The following is a 17127-nucleotide window of genomic DNA, read 5'->3' on the forward strand; positions in this document are numbered from 1 at the left end:
ACCCGTGCGCGCTCCCCGGGCGGGTTAAAAACCCCCCCCCCCCCCCCCGTGGGCGCCCAAAATTCCCACTGGGGGTGGGGGGGGGGGCCCCCCCACCCCCCGCAACCAGGTGACGAATTGCGGCGTCAGGAGAGACGTTTCATGTTCGCGCCGGTGATCGCGCCGCCGGAAACGGTGTAGGAACCGGAAAAAGTACGCAGTGAACCATCGGTCTGGCGCGCCGAAAGATGGACGTGCACGGTGTTCCCGCTCTCACCCGTCACGGTGAGGGCCGCCCAGGAAGTCGTCGCGAATCCCTTGACGTAGGAGGGATAAGCGCCGCCTTTCGCCAGCCGCTGCCCGCCGAGATTCCACGCGGTGGGGAAATCACGCCGGTTGAGCGCGTCGTAGTACGCGATCACCGTTCGCGCCACGGAAACCGCCGGTGCGGGATAGACCGTCTGTGTCGCGGGCGGTGCGACATAAACCGTCTGAGGCGGGGCCGCGACCGCGGGTGGCTGGAGCACGATCGTGGTCGGCGGAGCGACCACCGCGACGGCCGGAGCCGCCGTTCCCTGCTGGGGTACCGCGCACGCGGCCAGCGCGCCCGCCGCCATCAGCGTCACCGCCGCCCGATTCATCGTTCCCATTTCTCTCCCCTTTTCCTCGTGGTACCGAGAATGCGGGAAACAACGGTCGCGCCACTAGGGGATTCGGACTCGTTACGAATGCTGAAAAACCCACCGGAACCGTTATCGGATCTTGTACGCGCCGGTCTAGGGCCACCCTCGTCTCACGCCGGATCACCGCCGGGTTTAGCGTTAGGCATGACCACTGCACCTGTCGATGTCGAGAGCGCCCGCCGCGACTACGCGGCCCTCGTCGACCGTGGCCTCTCCCTGGACATCACCCGCGGCAAGCCGTCCCCTCGCCAGCTGGACCTCGCCGACGGACTGCTCGCCCTGCCCGGAGACGTGCGCAAGGCCGAGGACGGCACCGACGTCCGCAACTACGGCGGCCTCAAGGGCCTGCCCGAGCTCCGCCGCATCTTCGCCGGACCGCTGCAGGTCCCGGCCGAGCAGCTGCTGGCCGCGGGCAACTCCAGCCTGGAGCTCATGCACGACTCGATCGTGCAGGCCTTCCTCAGCAAGCTCCCGGGCGCCGAGCGGCGCTGGGCCGACGAGCCGAGCGTCAAGTTCCTGTGCCCCGTGCCGGGCTACGACCGCCACTTCGCGCTGGCCGAGCGCTTCGGGATCGAGCTGATCCAGGTGCCGCTCACGGAGACCGGCCCGAACATGGGCTTCGTCGAGCGTCTCGTCGCCGAGGACGCCGCGATCAAGGGCATCTGGTGCGTGCCGAAGTACAGCAACCCGACCGGCGTCACCTACAGCGACGACACCGTGCGCCGCCTGGCGACGATGGTCACGGCCGCCCCGGACTTCCGGATCTTCTGGGACAACGCCTACGCCGTGCACCACCTCACCGACGAAGAGGCGCACCTGGCGGACCTGCTCGCGCTGGCCACCGAGGCGGGCAACGCCGACCGCGTGTTCGTCTTCGGCTCCACCTCGAAGGTCACCTACGCGGGTGGCGGCGTCGGCTTCTTCGGCGCCTCCGAGGCCAACCTGGCCTGGTGGACCGGCCTCATCGGCAAGCGGACCATCGGCCCGGACAAGGTCAACCAGCTCCGGCACGCGCTGTTCCTGCGCGACGAGGACGGCGTCCGCGAGCACATGCGCAAGCACGCCGAGCTCATCGGGCCGAAGTTCGCGGCCGTCGACGAGATCCTCACCAAGGAACTGGGCGAATCGGGCCTCGCGTCCTGGACCAAGCCGACCGGCGGGTACTTCATCTCGCTGACCGTGCCGTCGGGGACCGCCAAGGAGGTCGTGCGGCTGGCCAAGGAGGCGGGTATCGCCCTGACCCCCGCAGGCGCGACCCACCCGTACGGCGACGACCCCGAGGACGCCGTCATCCGCATCGCGCCGACGTACCCTGAGCTGGCCGAAGTCGAAGAGGCCATCCGCGGGCTCGCCGTCTGCGTCCGCCTCGCCGCGGCGACGAAGAAATAAGTTCGCCGTAAGGCCTTAGGTACCTACTGCCGAGTGCGCGGACGACACGCGTGATCGAACGGACGGTACATGTGTCGGGAAGGACGACACGCGTGATTGGGCGGACGTCTCGTGGCGAACCCCGGCCGCGGTCGTGTCGTCCATCCAGTCACGCGTGTCGTCCGCCGGATCACGCGTGTCGTCCGGTCAGTCACGTGACATCGCCGTGAGCCGCGCTTTTCCGACCGGGAGCGTGGCGTGGCACGGTCGCTGTCCGCCTTGCCGCGGCGACGAAGAAATAAGTTCGAGATCTTTTCCAATCCGGGTCACGGGTGGTTCCGAACGTCCGAGTGGGTGGGTGTGTACCGCAAAGACGAGAGGAACCACTCGTGTTCGGAAAGCCCTTCGTTCGTACCTTGATTTCGCGCAGCGCCGAGAACCGCACGGATCGCCGCCGGTTCCTGAAGGCCGCCGGCGCGGCGGGGCTCGGCGTGGTCGGCGCGACCTACCTCGGGGTGCAGGCCACTTCGTCCGCTTCGGCGACGGGTGAGGCCGCGGCCCCCAGCGACGCCGCCGTGCTCAACTTCGCGCTCAACCTGGAGTACCTCGAAGCCGAGTTCTACTCCTTCGCCGTCCACGGCCGCGGGCTGCCGGACGATCTCACCGGCGGTGTCGGCGCCCAGGGTGGCGTGGTCGGCGGCAAGAAGGTGATGTTCCACGACAAGACGCTGCACCAGTTCGCGAAGGAGATCGCGGGCGACGAGGTCGCGCACGTCAAGTTCCTGCGGGGTGCGCTGGGCGAGGCAGCGGTGTCGCGGCCCGAGATCGACCTCAAGGACAGCTTCACCGCCGCGGCCAAGGCGGCCGGGCTGATCAGCGAATACCAGCAGTTCGACCCGTTCGCCGGCGAGAAGAACTTCCTGCTCGCGGCGTACCTGTTCGAAGACGTCGGCGTCACGGCCTACAAGGGTGCCGCGCCGCTGATCACCAACAAGACGTTCCTGGACGCGGCCGCCGGGATCCTGGCCGCCGAGGCCTACCACGCCGCCACCATCCGGACGTCGCTGTTCGACCGGGACCTCGGCGACGCGGCGGCCAAGATCTCCAACGCCCGCGACGCGCTCGACGGCCCCGGCGACGGCGACCAGGGCATCCTGCTGGGCAATCAGGCCAACATCGTCCCCGCCGACAACAACGGCATCTGCTTCGGCCGTGGCGCCGACAGGGTGCTGAACATCGTCTACCTGAACCCCGGTCCGGTGAAGGAGGGCGGGTTCTTCCCCAAGGGGGTCAACGGCGACATCGTCGCCAGCGGCGGCGCGTGATCCCCCTGTCGTGTCGCCGTTTCCCGGTACCGTCGGGTGGCGGCGACACGACGGAGGGGGTTCGCGGTGAAGGCTGTGATCATCGGCGGCGGCATCTCGGGCACGGTGACCGCGATGGCGTTGCGGCTGGCCGGGATCGAAGCGAGCGTTCACGAGGCGTACCCGTCCGGCGGCGAGGACGCGGGCGCGTTCCTGACGATCATGCACAACGGCATGGACGCCCTGCGCGCGATCGGCGCCGAGGCTCCGGTGGTCGACAACTCCTTCGCCGCCGTCGGGCTGGAACTCGTGACGCCGGACGGGAAGACCGTCGAGCGGCGGTCGTTCGACGTAGCGGACTCAGCCGGGCTCGCCGGGCCGCGCACCTTGACCCGCGCGTCCCTTTACCGTGTGCTGCAAGAGGAAGCGATCTCGCGCGGGATCACTGTCGAACGCGGGAAGCGGCTGGTTTCCGCCTCGCCGGGAGTCGCTCGCTTCGAGGACGGGTCCGTCGCCGAGGGGGATATCCTGATCGGCGCAGACGGGCTGCGGTCGGTCGTCCGGACCATCATCGACCCGGCGTGCCCGCCTCCGCGCTCGACGGGCCTCGACGTCGTCTACGGCTACACGACCGACACGAGCATCCCGCAGGCGCCGTCCCTCTATCGAATGGTTCAAAGCCTGCACGCCTTCTTCGGCTACACGAGCACGCCCGACGGTTCGACGTACTGGTTCGCGCGGCTTCCCGCGGCGGAGGGCGTCCGCGCCGGTCTTTCGGCGGCCGAGTGGCGCTCGGCGGCTTTCGCGGCTTTCGACGGGGAACCGTTGCCTGCCGCGGAAATCATCCAGTCGACGGGGGACGACGTCTTCGGCGGCCACTCCTACGACGTTCCCTCGACGCCGGTGTGGTTCAACGCGTCGATGGTGCTCGTCGGCGACGCCGCGCACGCGGCCTCGCCCGCCGCGGGGCAGGGAGCGTCGATGGCGCTGGAGGACAGTGTCGTGCTGGCGCAGTGCCTACGCGATCTTCCTGACGCGCCAACGGCTTTCATGGCCTACGAGCGGCTGCGGCGGGCGCGGGTGGAGAAACTGGTGGCCGGCAGCGCGGCGGTGTATTCGGGAACGACGTCCGACCGGGACCGGAACTGGCTGTACCAGCACCACATCGAGTGGGACGCGACGATCCCCCGCAATTAGTCACCTACTTGCGGGGTTCGCCAAAGCGCGTGAAGGCCCCCTTCCCCCGGCTCAGCCGAGGTAAGGGGCCTTCACGCGCGAAGAGCTACTTCTTGTACAGCGCTTCGATGTCGGTCGCGTAGTTCTTGTTCACGATGTTGCGCTTCAGCTTCAGGCTCGGCGTGATCTCGCCACCGGCCTCGGTGAAGTCCTTCGAGAGGATCGTGAACTTCTTGATCGCCTCGGCCTGCGAAACCGCGCTGTTGGCCTGATCGACGGCCTGCTGGACCTCGGCGCGCAGTTCGGCGTCGTCGGCCAGGTCGGACACGGAGGCGTCGGAAGGCTTGCCGTGCTGCGATTTCCACGACGGGAAGTACTCCTCGTCGATGGTGATCAGCGCGCCGATGAACGGCCGCTGGTCGCCGACGACCATCGCCTGGCTGATCAGCGGGCTGGCCTTGATGGTGTCCTCGAGCCCGGACGGGGCGACGTTCTTGCCGCCCGCGGTGACGATGATCTCCTTCTTGCGCCCGGTGATCTTGAGGAAGCCGTCGCGGTCCAGTTCGCCGAGGTCGCCGGTGTGGAACCAGCCGTCTTCGAGCGCTTCGGCGGTCGCTTGGGCGTTGTTGAAGTAGCCGCTGAAGACGACGTCGCCCTTCAGCAGGATTTCGCCGTCGTCGGCGATCCGGACCGAAGTGCCGGCGACCGGGCGTCCCACGGTGCCGACGCGGAAGCCGTCCTGGGTGCCGACGCAGGCCGCGGCGGACGTCTCGGTCAGGCCGTAGCCCTCGAACACCGGGACGCCGATACCGCGGAAGAAGTGCGCCAGCCGCACGCCGAGCGGGGCACCGCCGGACACCGCGGCGACACACCGGCCGCCGAGGGCGGCGCGCAGCTTGCTGAAGACGAGCTTGTCGAACAGCGCGTGCTTGATCTTGAGGCCCAGCCCGGCGCCGCCGGTGTCCTGAGCCTGGCTGTACGCGACGGCGGTGGCTTCGGCGGCGTCGAAGATCTTGCCCTTGCCGTCACCGTGCGCCTTCTGCTTCGCGCCGTTGTAGACCTTCTCGAACACTCGAGGTACGGCGACGACGAACGTCGGCCGGAAGGTGCCGAGGTCGGCGACGAGGTTCTTGACGTCCGAGGTGTGCCCGAGGGTCACTCGCGCGCTGAGCGCGGTCACCGCGATGGCGCGGGCGAGGACGTGCGCGAGCGGCAGGAACACCAGCAGCGAGTTGCCCTGCTCCATCAGCTGCGGGAACGCGGCGATGTCGGCGCGGATCTCGGCGAGGAGGTTCCGGTGGGTCAGCTCGACGCCCTTGGGGCGACCGGTCGTGCCCGAGGTGTACACGATCGTGGCCAGGTCACCCGCCTTCACCGTACGGCGGCGCTCGTGCAGGTCGTCGTCGCTCAGCGCGGCGCCCTGCTCGGTGAGCTTGTCGACGGCGCCTGCCTCGATCTGCCAGGTGTGCTCGAGCGTGTCGAGGCGTCCCTTGACGGATTCGAGCGTCGCGAGGTGTTCGTCGGTCTCGACGAACACGCCCTTCGCCGCCGAGTCCGAGAGAATCCAGTGCACCTGCTCTGCCGAGGAGGTGTCGTAGATCGGGACGGTGACCGCGCCGGCGGCCCAGATCGCGAAATCGATCAGGGTCCATTCGTACCGGGTCTTGGACATGAGCCCGATCCGGTCGCCCGGTGCGATGCCCGCCTGTGCCATTCCCTTGGCCACGGCCAGAACCTGGGCGGCGAAGTCTTTGGCGGTGATGTCCAACCAGGTACCGTCGACCTGGCGGCGGAAACTCACGACATCGGAGAACCGCTCCGCGTTCGCCCAGACGACGTCGGCGAGATTCTCGTCGTCGGTCACCGGATTGGCGGCGGGGGCGCTGTATTCGCGCACGAGGAACCTCCGTGTTCGCGTGCAAGTGGTGTGACCGGTGTTACCCGCCAGTCAACTTAGCGTGCCGTGCACCTTAAGACCATGCTGACGAATCGGCCATACCCAGGGCATGACATTCTGCCGCTGTGAACCAGGCGCCGCCAGCTCTCGACATCGTCGACGAGACCTTCCTCGTGGTCCCGCCCTCCACCGTGGCCGCCGCTTTCGCCGATCCGCGATCTTGGTCACGTTACTGGCCGGACCTCGTTCTGGAGGTTTACACCGACCGTGGCGACCAAGGATTGCGCTGGACCGTGCGCGGTGCCTTGATCGGTACCATGGAGGTCTGGCTCGAGCCGGTGCTCGACGGCACTTTGCTGCACTACTTCCTGCGCGCCACTCCCGCCGGTCCGGACGGGGAGCCTGTGGCGCTCCAGGCTCGTGACCTGCGACGGGAGTTCGATCGCAGGGCCCGTGCGGCCAAGGCGATCGCGCTCGGGCTCAAAGAGGTCCTCGAGGACGGGCGCGAGCCCGGGGTCGGTCCCCGGGTCGAGTAGGGGAGAGCATGCGGGTTCACGTGGTGTCGGACGTGCACGGCAACGCCGACGCGCTCAAACGCGCGGGCGACGGCGCCGACGCGCTGATCGTGCTGGGCGACCTGCTGGACTTCGTCGACTACCGCGAGCACGACAAGGGCATCATGGGCGCGCTGTTCGGCGCCGAGAAGGTCGGCGAGTTCGCGAGGCTCCGGCGTGAGGGCACTCGTGATGAGACCGTTGCCTTCTCGCGATCGTTGTGGGCCACTTTGGCCGATCCCGCCGCCGCCGTCGGTGAGGCGATCCAGGACCAGTACGCCGTCCTGTTCGGCGCTTTGACCGCGCCGACGTTCGCGACCCCCGGCAACGTCGACGACCCGTCGCTGTGGCCGGAGTTCGCCGGCGACGGCATCACCGTCCTCGACGGCGAGGTCGCCGAGTTCGGCGGCCTGCGCTTCGGGTTCGTCGGCGGCGGGCTCCTCCCGCCGAACGTGGTCCCGCGCCGCAACGGCTTCTGGCGGCCGTACCTGCGCACCCGCGAGGAGTACGACGTCGCGGTCGGCGCGCTGGAGAACGTCGACGTCCTGTGCACCCACGTCCCGCCCGCCATCCCGGAACTGACCTACGACGTGATCGCGCGGCGGTCCGAGATCGGGTCGGCGGCACTGGTGGATCTCATCCGCGAGCAGCGGCCGCGCTGGTCGGTGTTCGGGCACGTCCACCAGCCGCTGACCCCGCGGACGAGGCTCGGCAGGACCGAATGCCGTAACGTCGGTCACTTCAAAGAGACGGCACAGCCGTACGTGCTGCGCTGGTGACCCTCGGCTGCGGCTACAGTTTGGACCATGGCCGAGCAGTCCACGCAGTCCATCGAGGTCGACGCCGAGCCCGCGCGGGTGATGGCCGTCATCGCCGACTTCCCCGCGTACCCGGAATGGGCCAAGGCCGTCCGGGAGACCGAGGTACTCGGCGAGGATGACAACGGCCGCGCCAAACAGGTGAAACTCACCCTCGACGCCGGGCCGATCAAGGACGTCTACACCCTCGAGTACGACTGGGACGCCGACGGCAACGGAGTCAGCTGGCACCTGGTCAAGGGGCAGATGCAAAAGGCCCAGAACGGCCGCTACGCCCTCGAAGCGCTGGGCGCCGGCCGCACCAAGGTCACGTATACGCTGTCCGTCGAGCTGGCGCTGCCGATGATCGGGCTGCTGCGCCGCAAGGCCGAGAAGATGGTCATGGACACCGCGCTCAAGGAGCTCAAGAAGCGCGCTGAAGCATCCTGAGTCGAAGGGTAGGCATGCGGATCCTGCTTTTCACCGGCAAGGGGGGTGTCGGCAAGACCACGCTGGCCGCGGCGACGGCGGCGGCACTGGCCGGGCGGGGCAGGAAGACGCTCGTGGTCTCGACCGACCCGGCCCATTCCCTCGGTGACGCCTTCGGCCTCGCGCTCGGCGGCGAACCGTCCGAAGTGGACACCCTGCTGCACGCCGCCCAGATCGACACCCGCGGCCTCGTCGACAGCACCTGGCGCGAACTCCGGCAGGAGTTGCAGACCGCGCTCGCGGGGGCGGGCCTCGACTCGCTCGACGCCGAAGAACTCACCGTGGTGCCCGGCGTGGACGAACTCCTCGCGCTCACCGAAGTCCAGCGCCTCGCCGAACACGGTCCGTGGGAGACGGTCGTCGTCGACTGTGGACCAACCGCGGAAACGCTGCGCCTGCTGGCTTTGCCCGAAGCCGTCTCCGGCTATCTGTCGAGGATGTTCAAACCGGGCGCGCGGCGGACGGCGGCCGCGGTGCGGCGGCTCGGCGCGCATCTGGAGTCGCTGCGCACCCTGCTCACCGACCCGGCCACCACCACCGTGCGGCTCGTGCTGACGCCGGAGCGCGTGGTCGTCGCGGAAGCCCGCCGCACCCTGAGTTCCCTTGCCCTGCGCGGGATCCTGGTCGACGGCCTGATCGTCAACCGGCTGATGCCCGCGCCCGGGTTCTGGCGCGGCGCCGCGGCCTCGTGGATGCGGACCAGGCGCACCCAGCAGAACGCCGTCCTCGCCGAGCTCGCCGGCGCCGGTTTCGGGCCCGGACAGGTGAAGCCCGTCGAGCACCGCGCCGTCGAGCCGGTGGGGCTCGAGGCGTTGCGGGAAATCGCGTACGAGCTCTATCAAGGGCTCGATCCCTTGGCGGGCGAAGAAAAAGGTGTCACTCCGCTGCTGCAGGTGTCCGAATCGGACGGTGGCTATCAGCTGCGCATCGCGGTGCCGCTGCACCGTGACTCCGAAGTGGACCTGGCCAGAGTGGACGATGATCTCGCCGTCACCGTGGACGGTTTCCGGCGGCTGATCGCACTGCCGGAGATGTTGCGCCCGTGCCGGATCACCGGTGCGGAATCCGACGCGCACGGCCTGGTCGTGAGCCTGGCCGGGAACCGGGGACCCGGGTGAGCGAGTACAGCGAACACACGGAGGCCGGCGGCCTCGACCTGGCCGAAGAGATCCGGCTGCTGGTCGAACTCGTCGTCGAGCACGCGGCGCCGTGGCTGGAGGGCCTGATCTCCGCCGGGCACGGCTGCTCGGAACACGACACCGACGGCGGCTGGTGCCCGCTCTGCGCGGTCGTCGGCGTCTTCCGCGGGGAACGGCCCGAGTTCGTGGCACGGCTGATGGAGCAGGCCGCGCAACTCGTCGCGTTGCTGCGGGCGGTGCTCGCCGATCGGTGGGAGCCCGAGGGCGGGGTGCACATGCCGGGGTTCCAGCCTGCGCGGAAGGAGCCGGCGCGGGAAGATGCGCCGGTGGGAGCTTCGCGGGTCCAGCACATCACGGTGACCAGGCGCGACGCTTGGCAGCCGGACCGGGAGAACTGAGTTGCTGACGGTAGGGGTGGACGTCGGGGGCACGAGTGTGCGCGCCGGCGTGGTGGACGAGCACGGCTCGCTGATGGACACCGCCAGGGTCGGCACGCCCAGCGGGGAGGACGCGCTCGAAGACGCCATCGCCGGCGTGATCGAAGACCTCCGCAACCGGCACGACGTCTCCGGTGTCGGGCTCGCGGTCGCCGGCTTCGTCGCCAAGGACCGGCGGACAGTGATGTTCGCGCCGCATCTGTCCTGGCGTGCCGCGCCGGTCGCCGAACGCATCGAGAAACGCGTCGGCCTGCCGGTGACCCTGGAGCACGACGTGAACGCCGCGGCGATCGGCGAGTACCGCTTCGGGGCCGCCCGCGGCGCCCAGGTGGCCGCGCTGATCGCGCTCGGCACCGGGATCGGCGCGGGTCTGCTGCTCGACGGCAAGATCTACCGGGGCGCGTACGGCGTCGCCCCCGAACTCGGGCATCTCACGGTCGTACCCGGCGGGCGGCCCTGCCCGTGCGGCAAGTACGGCTGCTGGGAGCGGTACTGCAGCGGGACGGCGCTGGCCGCGACCGCGGTGGAACTGCTCGCCCGGCACCCCGGCCGGTCGACCGTGCTGGCGCGGGAGACCAGGGGAGACCCCGGTTCGGTCACCGGCCGCCGGGTCGCCGGTGCCGCCCGCGACGGCGACCCGATCGCCCAGCGCGCGATGACCGAGCTGGGCAAGTGGCTCGCCGAAGGACTGGCGCTGGTCGCCGACGTCTTCGACCCGGAGATCATCGTGATCGGCGGCGGGGTGTCCGAATCGGCGCCGCTGTTCCTCGACGAGGCGCGGGAACAGTACGCGGGCAAGATCACCGGCGCCGGGCACCGGCCGCTGGCCCGGATCCGCACCGCGCATCACGGGGACGACAGCACGATCGTCGGCGCGGCGGCGCTCGCCGTCGACGCGGCGAAGGCTCCCGGCGCCGAAGTCGGTGTGACAGGCTGAAGCCGTGACCCGGCAAGACGGCAACGGCTTCGTGAAATGCGACTTCGGGCATCTCCACTGGGGTTTGAACGGCGCCGCCGGGCTGCTGCTGTCCGATCCCGCGCGCGGTGTCCTGCTGCAACGCCGGGCTTGGTGGGTGCATCACGGGCGTACGTGGGCGCTGCCAGGGGGCGCGGTCGAGGCGGGGGAGAGCCCGCGCGAGGCCGCCACCCGCGAGGCGCACGAAGAGGCCGACATCCCGCCGTCCGGCGTCCGCGCGCTGGCCGCGTCGCACGTCGACCACGGGAACTGGCGCTACACCACGATCCTGGCCGCGCCGATCGGCACGCTTTCGGCCAGGGTGAAGAACGCGGAGAGCGCGGAACTGCGATGGGTTCGGGCCGGCGAGGTCGCGGACTTCCGGCTGCACCGCGATTTCGCGGTGGCGTGGCCGGGATTGAAGGAACACTTGGATCGCGAACTGGTACTGGTGGTCGACGGCGCGAACGTCGTCGGGTCGCGGCCGGACGGCTGGTGGCGCGACCGGCGTGGCGCCGCGGAACGGTTGCGGGACAAGCTCGCGACCCTGGCCGGAACCGGGCTCGCCGATCCGGCGCTCCCGGGTGGCGGCGAATGGTCGTGGTGGCCGCGGGTCGTGCTGGTCGTCGAGGGGAAGGCGCGGGGAGTCGCGGCCGTGCCCGGCGTCGAGGTCGTCGACGCCGAGTCCGACGGGGACTCCCAGATCGTGGCCGTCGCGCGGGAAGCCAGGGAGGCCGGCCCGGACGACCACGTCGTCGTGGTGACCGCCGATCGCGAACTGCGTTCCCGCGTCGAGGCCCTGGGTGCTTCGACCTTCGGCCCGAGCACCCTCCTGGGGCATCTCGATCGCAATTAGGTGCCGAATCGCGGGTCTAGGGTCGCGCGATCTTTCCGTCCCGCATTTCGGCGATGAGCGAAGCGACGACGGCGCGAAGGCTGCCGTTGTAGTGCTTAGCCACCGCGCGCTGACGCAGGTAGCTGGGCCCGTAGGCCAGGATCGTCTCCACCGACCGCAGTTCATCGACGCAGTCCAGGCGCCGGGCGACCGGTTCGAGCCGCTCCAGCAGGTCGTAGGTGTCGTCGGTGACGAGCCGTTCGTTGCCCGCCGCGTCGAGGATGACGATCGCGTCGACGCCGTAGCGCGCCGCGCGCCACTTGTTCTCCTGAACGTGCCAAGGCGGCAGCGTCGGCAGGATCTCGCCGTCTTCGAGCCGGGAATTGAAATCGTCGACGAGACATTGCGTCAGCGCCGCGATCGCGCCGACCTCCTCCAGCGTCGGCAATCCGTCGCATACGCGCATCTCGATCGTCCCGAAATGCGGGGCGGGCCGGACGTCCCAGCGGATCTCGGAAAAGTGGTCGATCACGCCCGTGGTGAACATGTCGTCGACGTAGCTCTCCAGCTCGGTCCACTTCCGGAACTGGAACGGCAGCCCGGCCGTCGGCAGCTGCTGGAACATCAGTGCGCGGTTCGACGCGTAGCCGGTGTCCTCCGCGCCCCAGTACGGCGAAGACGCCGAAAGCGCTTGCAGGTGCGGCGCGTAGTTGAGCAGCGCGTCCAGGATCGGCAGGGCCTTGTCGCGATGGTCGACGCCGACGTGCACGTGGACGCCGTAGATCAGCATCTGCCGCCCCCACCACTGGGTCCGGTCGATGAGCTTGGCGTAGCGCTCCTTGTCGGTGACCTTCTGCTGGTACCACGTCGAGAACGGATGCGACCCGGCCGAGAACAGCTCGACGCCCAGCGGGTCGAGGACCGAATGGACGACGTCCAGCGACTCGTTCAGATCGGCCTTGACCTCGGCGATCGTGTCGCAGATCCCGCTGATCACCTCGATGGTGTTGAGCAGCAGCTCCTGCTTGATCTTCGGGTGCTCCTCCTCGCCCTCTGGCCGGACGGCGTCGAGCACCTGCTCCGCGACCGACGAGAGCTCACCGGTCCGCCGGTCGACGAGGGCGAGCTCCCATTCCGCGCCGACCGTCGACCGGCGCGAGGGAGTGAAGTCGATCTTCATGATCGGAATTGTCCGGCAGTTCAGACCTGCGCGCCGTTGTGCGGATCCGCGCCGGGCGGCGGCCCCTGGCGGACCCGCAGCAGGAGCAGGGCGATCGCGGTCGCGAGGGCGAGGATGCCGAGCGGGGTGCCGAGCCGCGTGCCCATGCCGATCAGATGGGGCGCGATCAGGAGCAGCAGGCCGAGCACGAAGAACAGCAGGACGATGAAGGCGCCCTTGCGCGGGCGCGGCAGGGGAGGCGGCTCGGGCGGCACGAAGTGGCCCTCGTCCTCACCCGGCCCGGCGGGATCGTCCTCGAAGAGCGTCTTGTCCCAGCTGGTGCCGCCGCCTCGCCAGCCCGCTTCGGGCTCGGCGTCCGGCTGCTCGGGCCGGGGTGCCTTCTCGGCCGGCTTTTCCGCCGTCTTCCCGGCCGGTTTCCCCAGGTCGTCTTCCGGGAACAGCCCGACGCCCTCCGCACGGAGGTCGGCCACGATCTCGGCGAACGTCGCGTCGACGTCCTCCGGCCCGTCCTTGCCTCTGCTCATCCGGCGTCCACCTGTCCCGCCCGGCGCACGGACCGGGCGAAGTCCACCGTACGCGTGAAGATCAGGCCCGCGTCGTGGTCTTGCGTGGCGACGTGGAAGCTGTTCTCCAGCACCACCTCGGTCACGTCGTCGCTGCCGATCCCGTCGAGGATCACCTGGGAGTTGACCGGCTCCACGATGTGGTCGACGGCCGAGTGGAGCAGGAGCACGGGCTGGGTCACCTTGCGCAGATCCGCGCGGGTGAGCTTCCACAGCTTCGCCAGGCTCGCCGCGGCGCGCACAGGCGTTCGCGAGTAGGCCAGCTCCGTCTCGCCCGGCTTCGCGATGTCGTTGGCCACGCCCGGCACCGACGGCAGGACCCGCGACAGGACGGGCAGCAGTTTGGCGTCCCACCGCAGGGTCAGCACCGACGGGTTCACCAGCACGATGCCCGCGATCCGGTCGCCGAACTCCTCGGCCAGCCGCAGCGTCAGCGTCCCGCCCATCGACATCCCGGCGACGAACACCGTGTCGCAGGTCGAGAAGAGCGCCAGCAGCTCTTCACGGACCGCGCCGTACCAGTCTTCCCAGCTTGTCCGGTTCATGTCCTGCCACCGGGTCCCGTGCCCGGGGAGCAGCGGGCAACGCACCGTGTAACCGGCCTCGGCCAGATGGTCGCCCCAGGGCCGCATACTCGCGGGGGTGCCGGTGAACCCGTGGCACAGCAGGAACCCTGCTTCGGACGAACCGGTGTGAGCGAACGGTTCCGCGCCGGCGAGGACGGCCATGCGATCGCCTTCCGTGAGAGCTGGGTAGGTCTACCATGTTCGCACGACCGGAGCGGCTTGTGGGCCCCCGGCCACCGCCGGAATCAGGCCGGATCGGGTGTGAGATCCGTCGCTGGCCGCGGGTAACCGGGTGGACTTCGTTGTGCCGGGAGTGCGCGATTCGTAGTCTTGACCATCGGGCGCGGGGGCTGAGCTGCTAGGAGGAGTTTTCGCAGTGCTGTACTGGCTCATGAAACACGTGTTTATCGGGCCACTGCTCAAGGCGCTGTGGCCCACCAAAGTCGTCGGCGCGGAGAACATCCCCGAAGACGGTGGCGCGATCCTCGCGGGCAACCACCTCGCGGTGGCCGACTCCTTCTTCATGCCGCTGCGCGTCAAGCGCAAGGTGACCTTCCCGGCCAAATCGGAGTATTTCACCGAAAAAGGCTTCAAGGGCCTGCTGAAGAAGTGGTTCTTCACCGGCGTCGGCCAGTTCCCGATCGACCGTTCCGGCGGCAACGCCGCGCAGGCCGCGCTCGACACCGCGACCCGGCTGGTCCGCGAAGGGCACCTCCTCGGCATCTACCCCGAAGGCACCCGCTCCCCGGACGGCCGCCTGTACAAGGGCAAGACCGGCGTCGCGCGGATCGCGCTGGAGTCCGGCGGCGTCGTGGTCCCGGTCGCCATGATCGGCACCGACAAGGTGAACCCGATCGGCTCGAAGATGTGGTGGCCGCGCCGCCTCGAGATCCGCTTCGGCAAGCCGCTCGACTTCTCGCGCTACGAAGGCCTCGCAGGCGACAGGTTCATCGAGCGGTCCATCACCGACGAGATCATGTACGCGCTCATGGAGCTCTCCGGCCAGGAGTACGTCGACATCTACGCCGCCAAGGCGAAGGAACTGCTCGCCGCCGAGGAGGCGGGAATCCGCCCGAAGGTGCCCGCGCAGCCGTCCGCCCACGACGTCGCCCGTATCCCGGACACCAAGGTCGGGTGAGCCCCCACTAGGGTTCTCCGGTGCGCTTTTTCTACGACACCGAATTCATTGAGGACGGCGTGACCATCGATCTGGTGTCGATCGGTGTCGTGGACGAAAGAGGCCGCGAGTTCTACGCGGTCTCGACCGATTTCGATCCCGGCAAGGCGGGCCCCTGGGTCCGCGACCACGTGCTCCCGAAACTCCCGTCGCCAGCCGACCCGGCGTGGCGCAGCCGCGAGAAGATCCGCACGGACCTGCTCGAATTCTTCGGCAAGCCGCCAGGCGGGATCGAACTGTGGGCCTGGTTCGCCGCCTACGACCACGTCGCGCTGGCGCAACTGTGGGGTCCGATGCCCGCGCTGCCGCGCCAGCTGCCGCGCTTCACACGTGACCTGCGGCAACGCTGGGAGGACGCGGGCAAGCCGAAGTTGCCCGCCGCCCCGGACGACCAGCACGACGCGCTGGCCGACGCGCGGCACAACTACCAGCGGTGGCAGATCATCGAGTCTTACTGGCACCGGTAGGCGTCTCGCCCGATTTCGCAGAAGTGTCATGAAAGGGTCGTTCAGGACACTTTTGTCCTGAACGACCCTTTCATGACACTCCCGGGCGCTCAGTGCCGCCGCGTTCACCGGTGGTACGTGAAGGCCCCCTTCACAGCGCTAGACGCAAGGAAAGGGTCCTTCACGTACTTTGGCTGGTGTGGCGGTCCGGCCGTGAAGGACGCCATCCCCGCGTGCCATGCGACGAAAGCTCCCTTCGCGGCATAAGTCCCCAGCCCTCCAGCCCCGTGCCGTGCAATGAAGGGGCCTTTCATAGCAAAATTTGCAATGAAAGGCCCCTTCATCGCAGCCGCCGGGACCCGTCAGCGGCGCGAGTCCACCGCCTCCGCGAGCGTGTCCAGCAGTTCCGCGGTCGTCTCCCAGCCGAGGCAGGCGTCCGTGATCGACTGCCCGTAGGTCAGCGACGAAGCCGAGCCCAGCGTCAGGTCCTGCCGCCCCGCCACCAGGAAGCTCTCCAGCATCAGCCCCGCGATGCCCCGCTCACCGGCGCCGATCCGCCCGGCGAGTTCGCGGACGACCGAAGCCTGGCGCACGTGGTCCTTCGCGCTGTTGCCGTGGCTCGCGTCGATGATCACGCGCTCGGGCAGCCCGGACTTCGCGAGCCGCGCCAGCGTGTCCGCCACCGTCGCGGAGTCGTAGTTCGGGCCGGCGGAGCTGCCGCGCAGGATGACGTGGCAGTCCTCGTTCCCGGCGGTGGTGATGAGCGCGGCGAGCCCGTCGGGGTTGATCCCGGCGAAGACGTGGCTCGCGCCGGCCGCGCGGGTGGCGTCGACGGCGACCTGGACGTCGCCCTCGGTCGAGTTCTTGATCCCGACCGGCATCGACAGCGCGCTGCACAGCTGCCGGTGCACCTGGCTCGCCGCGGTCCGGGCGCCGATGGAACCCCAGGTCACGGTGTCGGAAATGAACTGCGGGGTGATCGGGTCGAGGAATTCGCAGCCGACCGGCAGCCCGAGCGCCGAAATGTCGAGCAGCAGTTTGCGCGCCATCCGGAGACCGTGGTTGACCTCGTAGGTGCCGTCGAGGCCGGGGTCGTTGATCAGGCCTTTCCAGCCGAGCGTGGTCCGCGGCTTCTCGAAGTAGACCCGCATGACGATGTGCAGGTCGCGGCGGTGTTCTTCGGCCTTGGCGGCGAGGCGGCGGGCGTAGTCGAGCGCGGCGTCCGTGTCGTGCACCGAGCAGGGCCCGACGACGACGAGGAGCCGGTCGTCCCGGCCGTCGAGGATGTCGACGGCCGAGGCCCGCCCGGCTAGGACGGTATCGGCGATTTCCGCCGTCATCGGATGTTCGTGCCGCAGCATCGCGGGCGACAGCAGCGGGTCGATGGCCGCCGTGCGGTGCCCGTCGAGGGCGATCAGGGTGTCAGCGGAGGGAGACATCGCGGGTCTGGTTCCTTTCGAAAGGGATACCGACCCGCGGGAACTCGCCGAGCCGGTGTGATTCCGGCTCGGGGTGGAGGTCAGCGCAGGTTGACGCCGCCGTGCCCACCCGGGGCCGGCTTCGTAAACCAGAAATAGCGCTG

Annotated in this window: 18 protein-coding genes; 12 read left to right on the forward strand and 6 right to left on the reverse strand. The window is 69.2% G+C overall.

The features are described 5' to 3' along the window. Positions 1 to 125: 125 nt before the first annotated feature. Positions 126 to 629: a hypothetical protein gene (locus ACIHAO_RS12385; protein ID WP_396557189.1), complete on the reverse strand. Its 504-nt coding sequence runs from the start codon at positions 627 to 629 to the stop codon at positions 126 to 128. A gap of 177 nt (positions 630 to 806) precedes the next feature. Between ACIHAO_RS12385 and ACIHAO_RS12390 the strand changes: the two genes are divergently transcribed. From ACIHAO_RS12390 to ACIHAO_RS12400, 3 genes are all read left to right on the forward strand, one after another. Next, complete coding sequence (locus ACIHAO_RS12390; protein WP_396557191.1) at positions 807 to 2051, forward strand: aminotransferase class I/II-fold pyridoxal phosphate-dependent enzyme; 1245 nt, start codon at positions 807 to 809, stop codon at positions 2049 to 2051. A 368-nt stretch (positions 2052 to 2419) separates the two neighbouring features. Further along, positions 2420 to 3355 (forward strand): ferritin-like domain-containing protein, encoded by a 936-nt coding sequence (locus tag ACIHAO_RS12395; protein WP_396557193.1) that lies wholly within the window; start codon positions 2420 to 2422, stop codon positions 3353 to 3355. Positions 3356 to 3421: 66 nt separating this feature from the next. Next, positions 3422 to 4531: an FAD-dependent oxidoreductase gene (locus tag ACIHAO_RS12400; RefSeq protein ID WP_396557195.1), complete on the forward strand. Its 1110-nt coding sequence runs from the start codon at positions 3422 to 3424 to the stop codon at positions 4529 to 4531. An 85-nt stretch (positions 4532 to 4616) separates the two neighbouring features. Here the strand turns inward: ACIHAO_RS12400 and ACIHAO_RS12405 are convergent, their stop codons facing one another. Then, positions 4617 to 6407, reverse strand: a complete 1791-nt coding sequence (locus ACIHAO_RS12405) for an AMP-dependent synthetase/ligase (RefSeq protein WP_396557197.1) — start codon at positions 6405 to 6407, stop codon at positions 4617 to 4619. 125 nt (positions 6408 to 6532) lie between these two features. Between ACIHAO_RS12405 and ACIHAO_RS12410 the strand changes: the two genes are divergently transcribed. Genes ACIHAO_RS12410 through ACIHAO_RS12440 form a run of 7 tightly spaced genes read left to right on the forward strand, consistent with a single transcriptional unit; the run spans position 6533 to position 11634 of the window. Then, a complete protein-coding gene (locus ACIHAO_RS12410) occupies positions 6533 to 6943 on the forward strand; it encodes a polyketide cyclase / dehydrase and lipid transport (protein ID WP_396557199.1) in 411 nt (136 codons plus the stop codon). Between the two features lie 8 nt (positions 6944 to 6951). After that, positions 6952 to 7740 (forward strand): metallophosphoesterase, encoded by a 789-nt coding sequence (locus ACIHAO_RS12415; RefSeq protein ID WP_396557201.1) that lies wholly within the window; start codon positions 6952 to 6954, stop codon positions 7738 to 7740. A 27-nt stretch (positions 7741 to 7767) separates the two neighbouring features. After that, the gene (locus tag ACIHAO_RS12420) at positions 7768 to 8208 is read left to right on the forward strand and encodes an SRPBCC family protein (protein WP_125785432.1); all 441 of its coding nucleotides are present in this window, start codon (positions 7768 to 7770) and stop codon (positions 8206 to 8208) included. 14 nt (positions 8209 to 8222) lie between these two features. Further along, complete coding sequence (locus ACIHAO_RS12425) at positions 8223 to 9365, forward strand: ArsA family ATPase (RefSeq protein WP_396557203.1); 1143 nt, start codon at positions 8223 to 8225, stop codon at positions 9363 to 9365. After that, positions 9362 to 9784 (forward strand): hypothetical protein, encoded by a 423-nt coding sequence (locus ACIHAO_RS12430; RefSeq protein ID WP_396557205.1) that lies wholly within the window; start codon positions 9362 to 9364, stop codon positions 9782 to 9784. Before ACIHAO_RS12425 ends, ACIHAO_RS12430 begins: the two co-directional genes overlap by 4 nt. A gap of 16 nt (positions 9785 to 9800) precedes the next feature. Then, positions 9801 to 10760, forward strand: coding sequence for an ROK family protein (locus ACIHAO_RS12435; protein WP_125785520.1), 960 nt, complete (start codon positions 9801 to 9803; stop codon positions 10758 to 10760). 4 nt (positions 10761 to 10764) lie between these two features. Beyond that, the gene (locus tag ACIHAO_RS12440; RefSeq protein ID WP_396557207.1) at positions 10765 to 11634 is read left to right on the forward strand and encodes an NUDIX domain-containing protein; all 870 of its coding nucleotides are present in this window, start codon (positions 10765 to 10767) and stop codon (positions 11632 to 11634) included. 16 nt (positions 11635 to 11650) lie between these two features. On the opposite strand, the gene ACIHAO_RS12445 is transcribed toward ACIHAO_RS12440, so the two are convergent. Genes ACIHAO_RS12445 through ACIHAO_RS12455 form a run of 3 tightly spaced genes read right to left on the reverse strand, consistent with a single transcriptional unit; the run spans position 11651 to position 14084 of the window. Next, the gene (locus ACIHAO_RS12445; protein WP_396557209.1) at positions 11651 to 12793 is read right to left on the reverse strand and encodes a glutamate--cysteine ligase; all 1143 of its coding nucleotides are present in this window, start codon (positions 12791 to 12793) and stop codon (positions 11651 to 11653) included. A 20-nt stretch (positions 12794 to 12813) separates the two neighbouring features. Next, the gene (locus ACIHAO_RS12450; protein ID WP_396557211.1) at positions 12814 to 13317 is read right to left on the reverse strand and encodes a hypothetical protein; all 504 of its coding nucleotides are present in this window, start codon (positions 13315 to 13317) and stop codon (positions 12814 to 12816) included. Then, positions 13314 to 14084 (reverse strand): alpha/beta hydrolase, encoded by a 771-nt coding sequence (locus ACIHAO_RS12455; protein WP_396557213.1) that lies wholly within the window; start codon positions 14082 to 14084, stop codon positions 13314 to 13316. The genes ACIHAO_RS12450 and ACIHAO_RS12455 overlap by 4 nt, the downstream gene beginning before the upstream one ends. Positions 14085 to 14298: 214 nt before the next feature. Between ACIHAO_RS12455 and ACIHAO_RS12460 the strand changes: the two genes are divergently transcribed. Further along, positions 14299 to 15060, forward strand: coding sequence for a 1-acyl-sn-glycerol-3-phosphate acyltransferase (locus tag ACIHAO_RS12460; RefSeq protein ID WP_125785439.1), 762 nt, complete (start codon positions 14299 to 14301; stop codon positions 15058 to 15060). Positions 15061 to 15080: 20 nt separating this feature from the next. Next, a complete protein-coding gene (locus ACIHAO_RS12465) occupies positions 15081 to 15566 on the forward strand; it encodes a polyadenylate-specific 3'-exoribonuclease AS (protein WP_034322519.1) in 486 nt (161 codons plus the stop codon). Positions 15567 to 15907: 341 nt separating this feature from the next. Here ACIHAO_RS12465 and ACIHAO_RS12470 read toward each other — a convergent pair whose 3' ends face one another. Further along, on the reverse strand, positions 15908 to 16984 hold the full coding sequence (locus ACIHAO_RS12470) for a 3-deoxy-7-phosphoheptulonate synthase (protein ID WP_396557215.1): 1077 nt from the start codon (positions 16982 to 16984) through the stop codon (positions 15908 to 15910). Positions 16985 to 17127: the final 143 nt, after the last annotated feature.

Origin of the sequence: Amycolatopsis sp. NPDC052450, assembly GCF_044547565.1 — a bacterium.
In the GTDB taxonomy this organism is placed as follows: Bacteria; Actinomycetota; Actinomycetes; order Mycobacteriales; family Pseudonocardiaceae; genus Amycolatopsis.

Excerpts from the sequence above, each read along its gene's own strand:
- ACIHAO_RS12390 (WP_396557191.1), top strand. The coding sequence starts at position 807 with ATGACCACTGCACCTGTCGATGTCGAGAGCGCCCGCCGCGACTACGCG.
- ACIHAO_RS12455 (WP_396557213.1), bottom strand. The coding sequence starts at position 14,084 with ATGGCCGTCCTCGCCGGCGCGGAACCGTTCGCTCACACCGGTTCGTCC.
- ACIHAO_RS12415 (WP_396557201.1), top strand. The coding sequence starts at position 6,952 with ATGCGGGTTCACGTGGTGTCGGACGTGCACGGCAACGCCGACGCGCTC.
- ACIHAO_RS12450 (WP_396557211.1), bottom strand. The coding sequence starts at position 13,317 with ATGAGCAGAGGCAAGGACGGGCCGGAGGACGTCGACGCGACGTTCGCC.
- ACIHAO_RS12385 (WP_396557189.1), bottom strand. The coding sequence starts at position 629 with ATGGGAACGATGAATCGGGCGGCGGTGACGCTGATGGCGGCGGGCGCG.
- ACIHAO_RS12420 (WP_125785432.1), top strand. The coding sequence starts at position 7,768 with ATGGCCGAGCAGTCCACGCAGTCCATCGAGGTCGACGCCGAGCCCGCG.
- ACIHAO_RS12425 (WP_396557203.1), top strand. The coding sequence starts at position 8,223 with ATGCGGATCCTGCTTTTCACCGGCAAGGGGGGTGTCGGCAAGACCACG.
- ACIHAO_RS12470 (WP_396557215.1), bottom strand. The coding sequence starts at position 16,984 with ATGTCTCCCTCCGCTGACACCCTGATCGCCCTCGACGGGCACCGCACG.
- ACIHAO_RS12445 (WP_396557209.1), bottom strand. The coding sequence starts at position 12,793 with ATGAAGATCGACTTCACTCCCTCGCGCCGGTCGACGGTCGGCGCGGAA.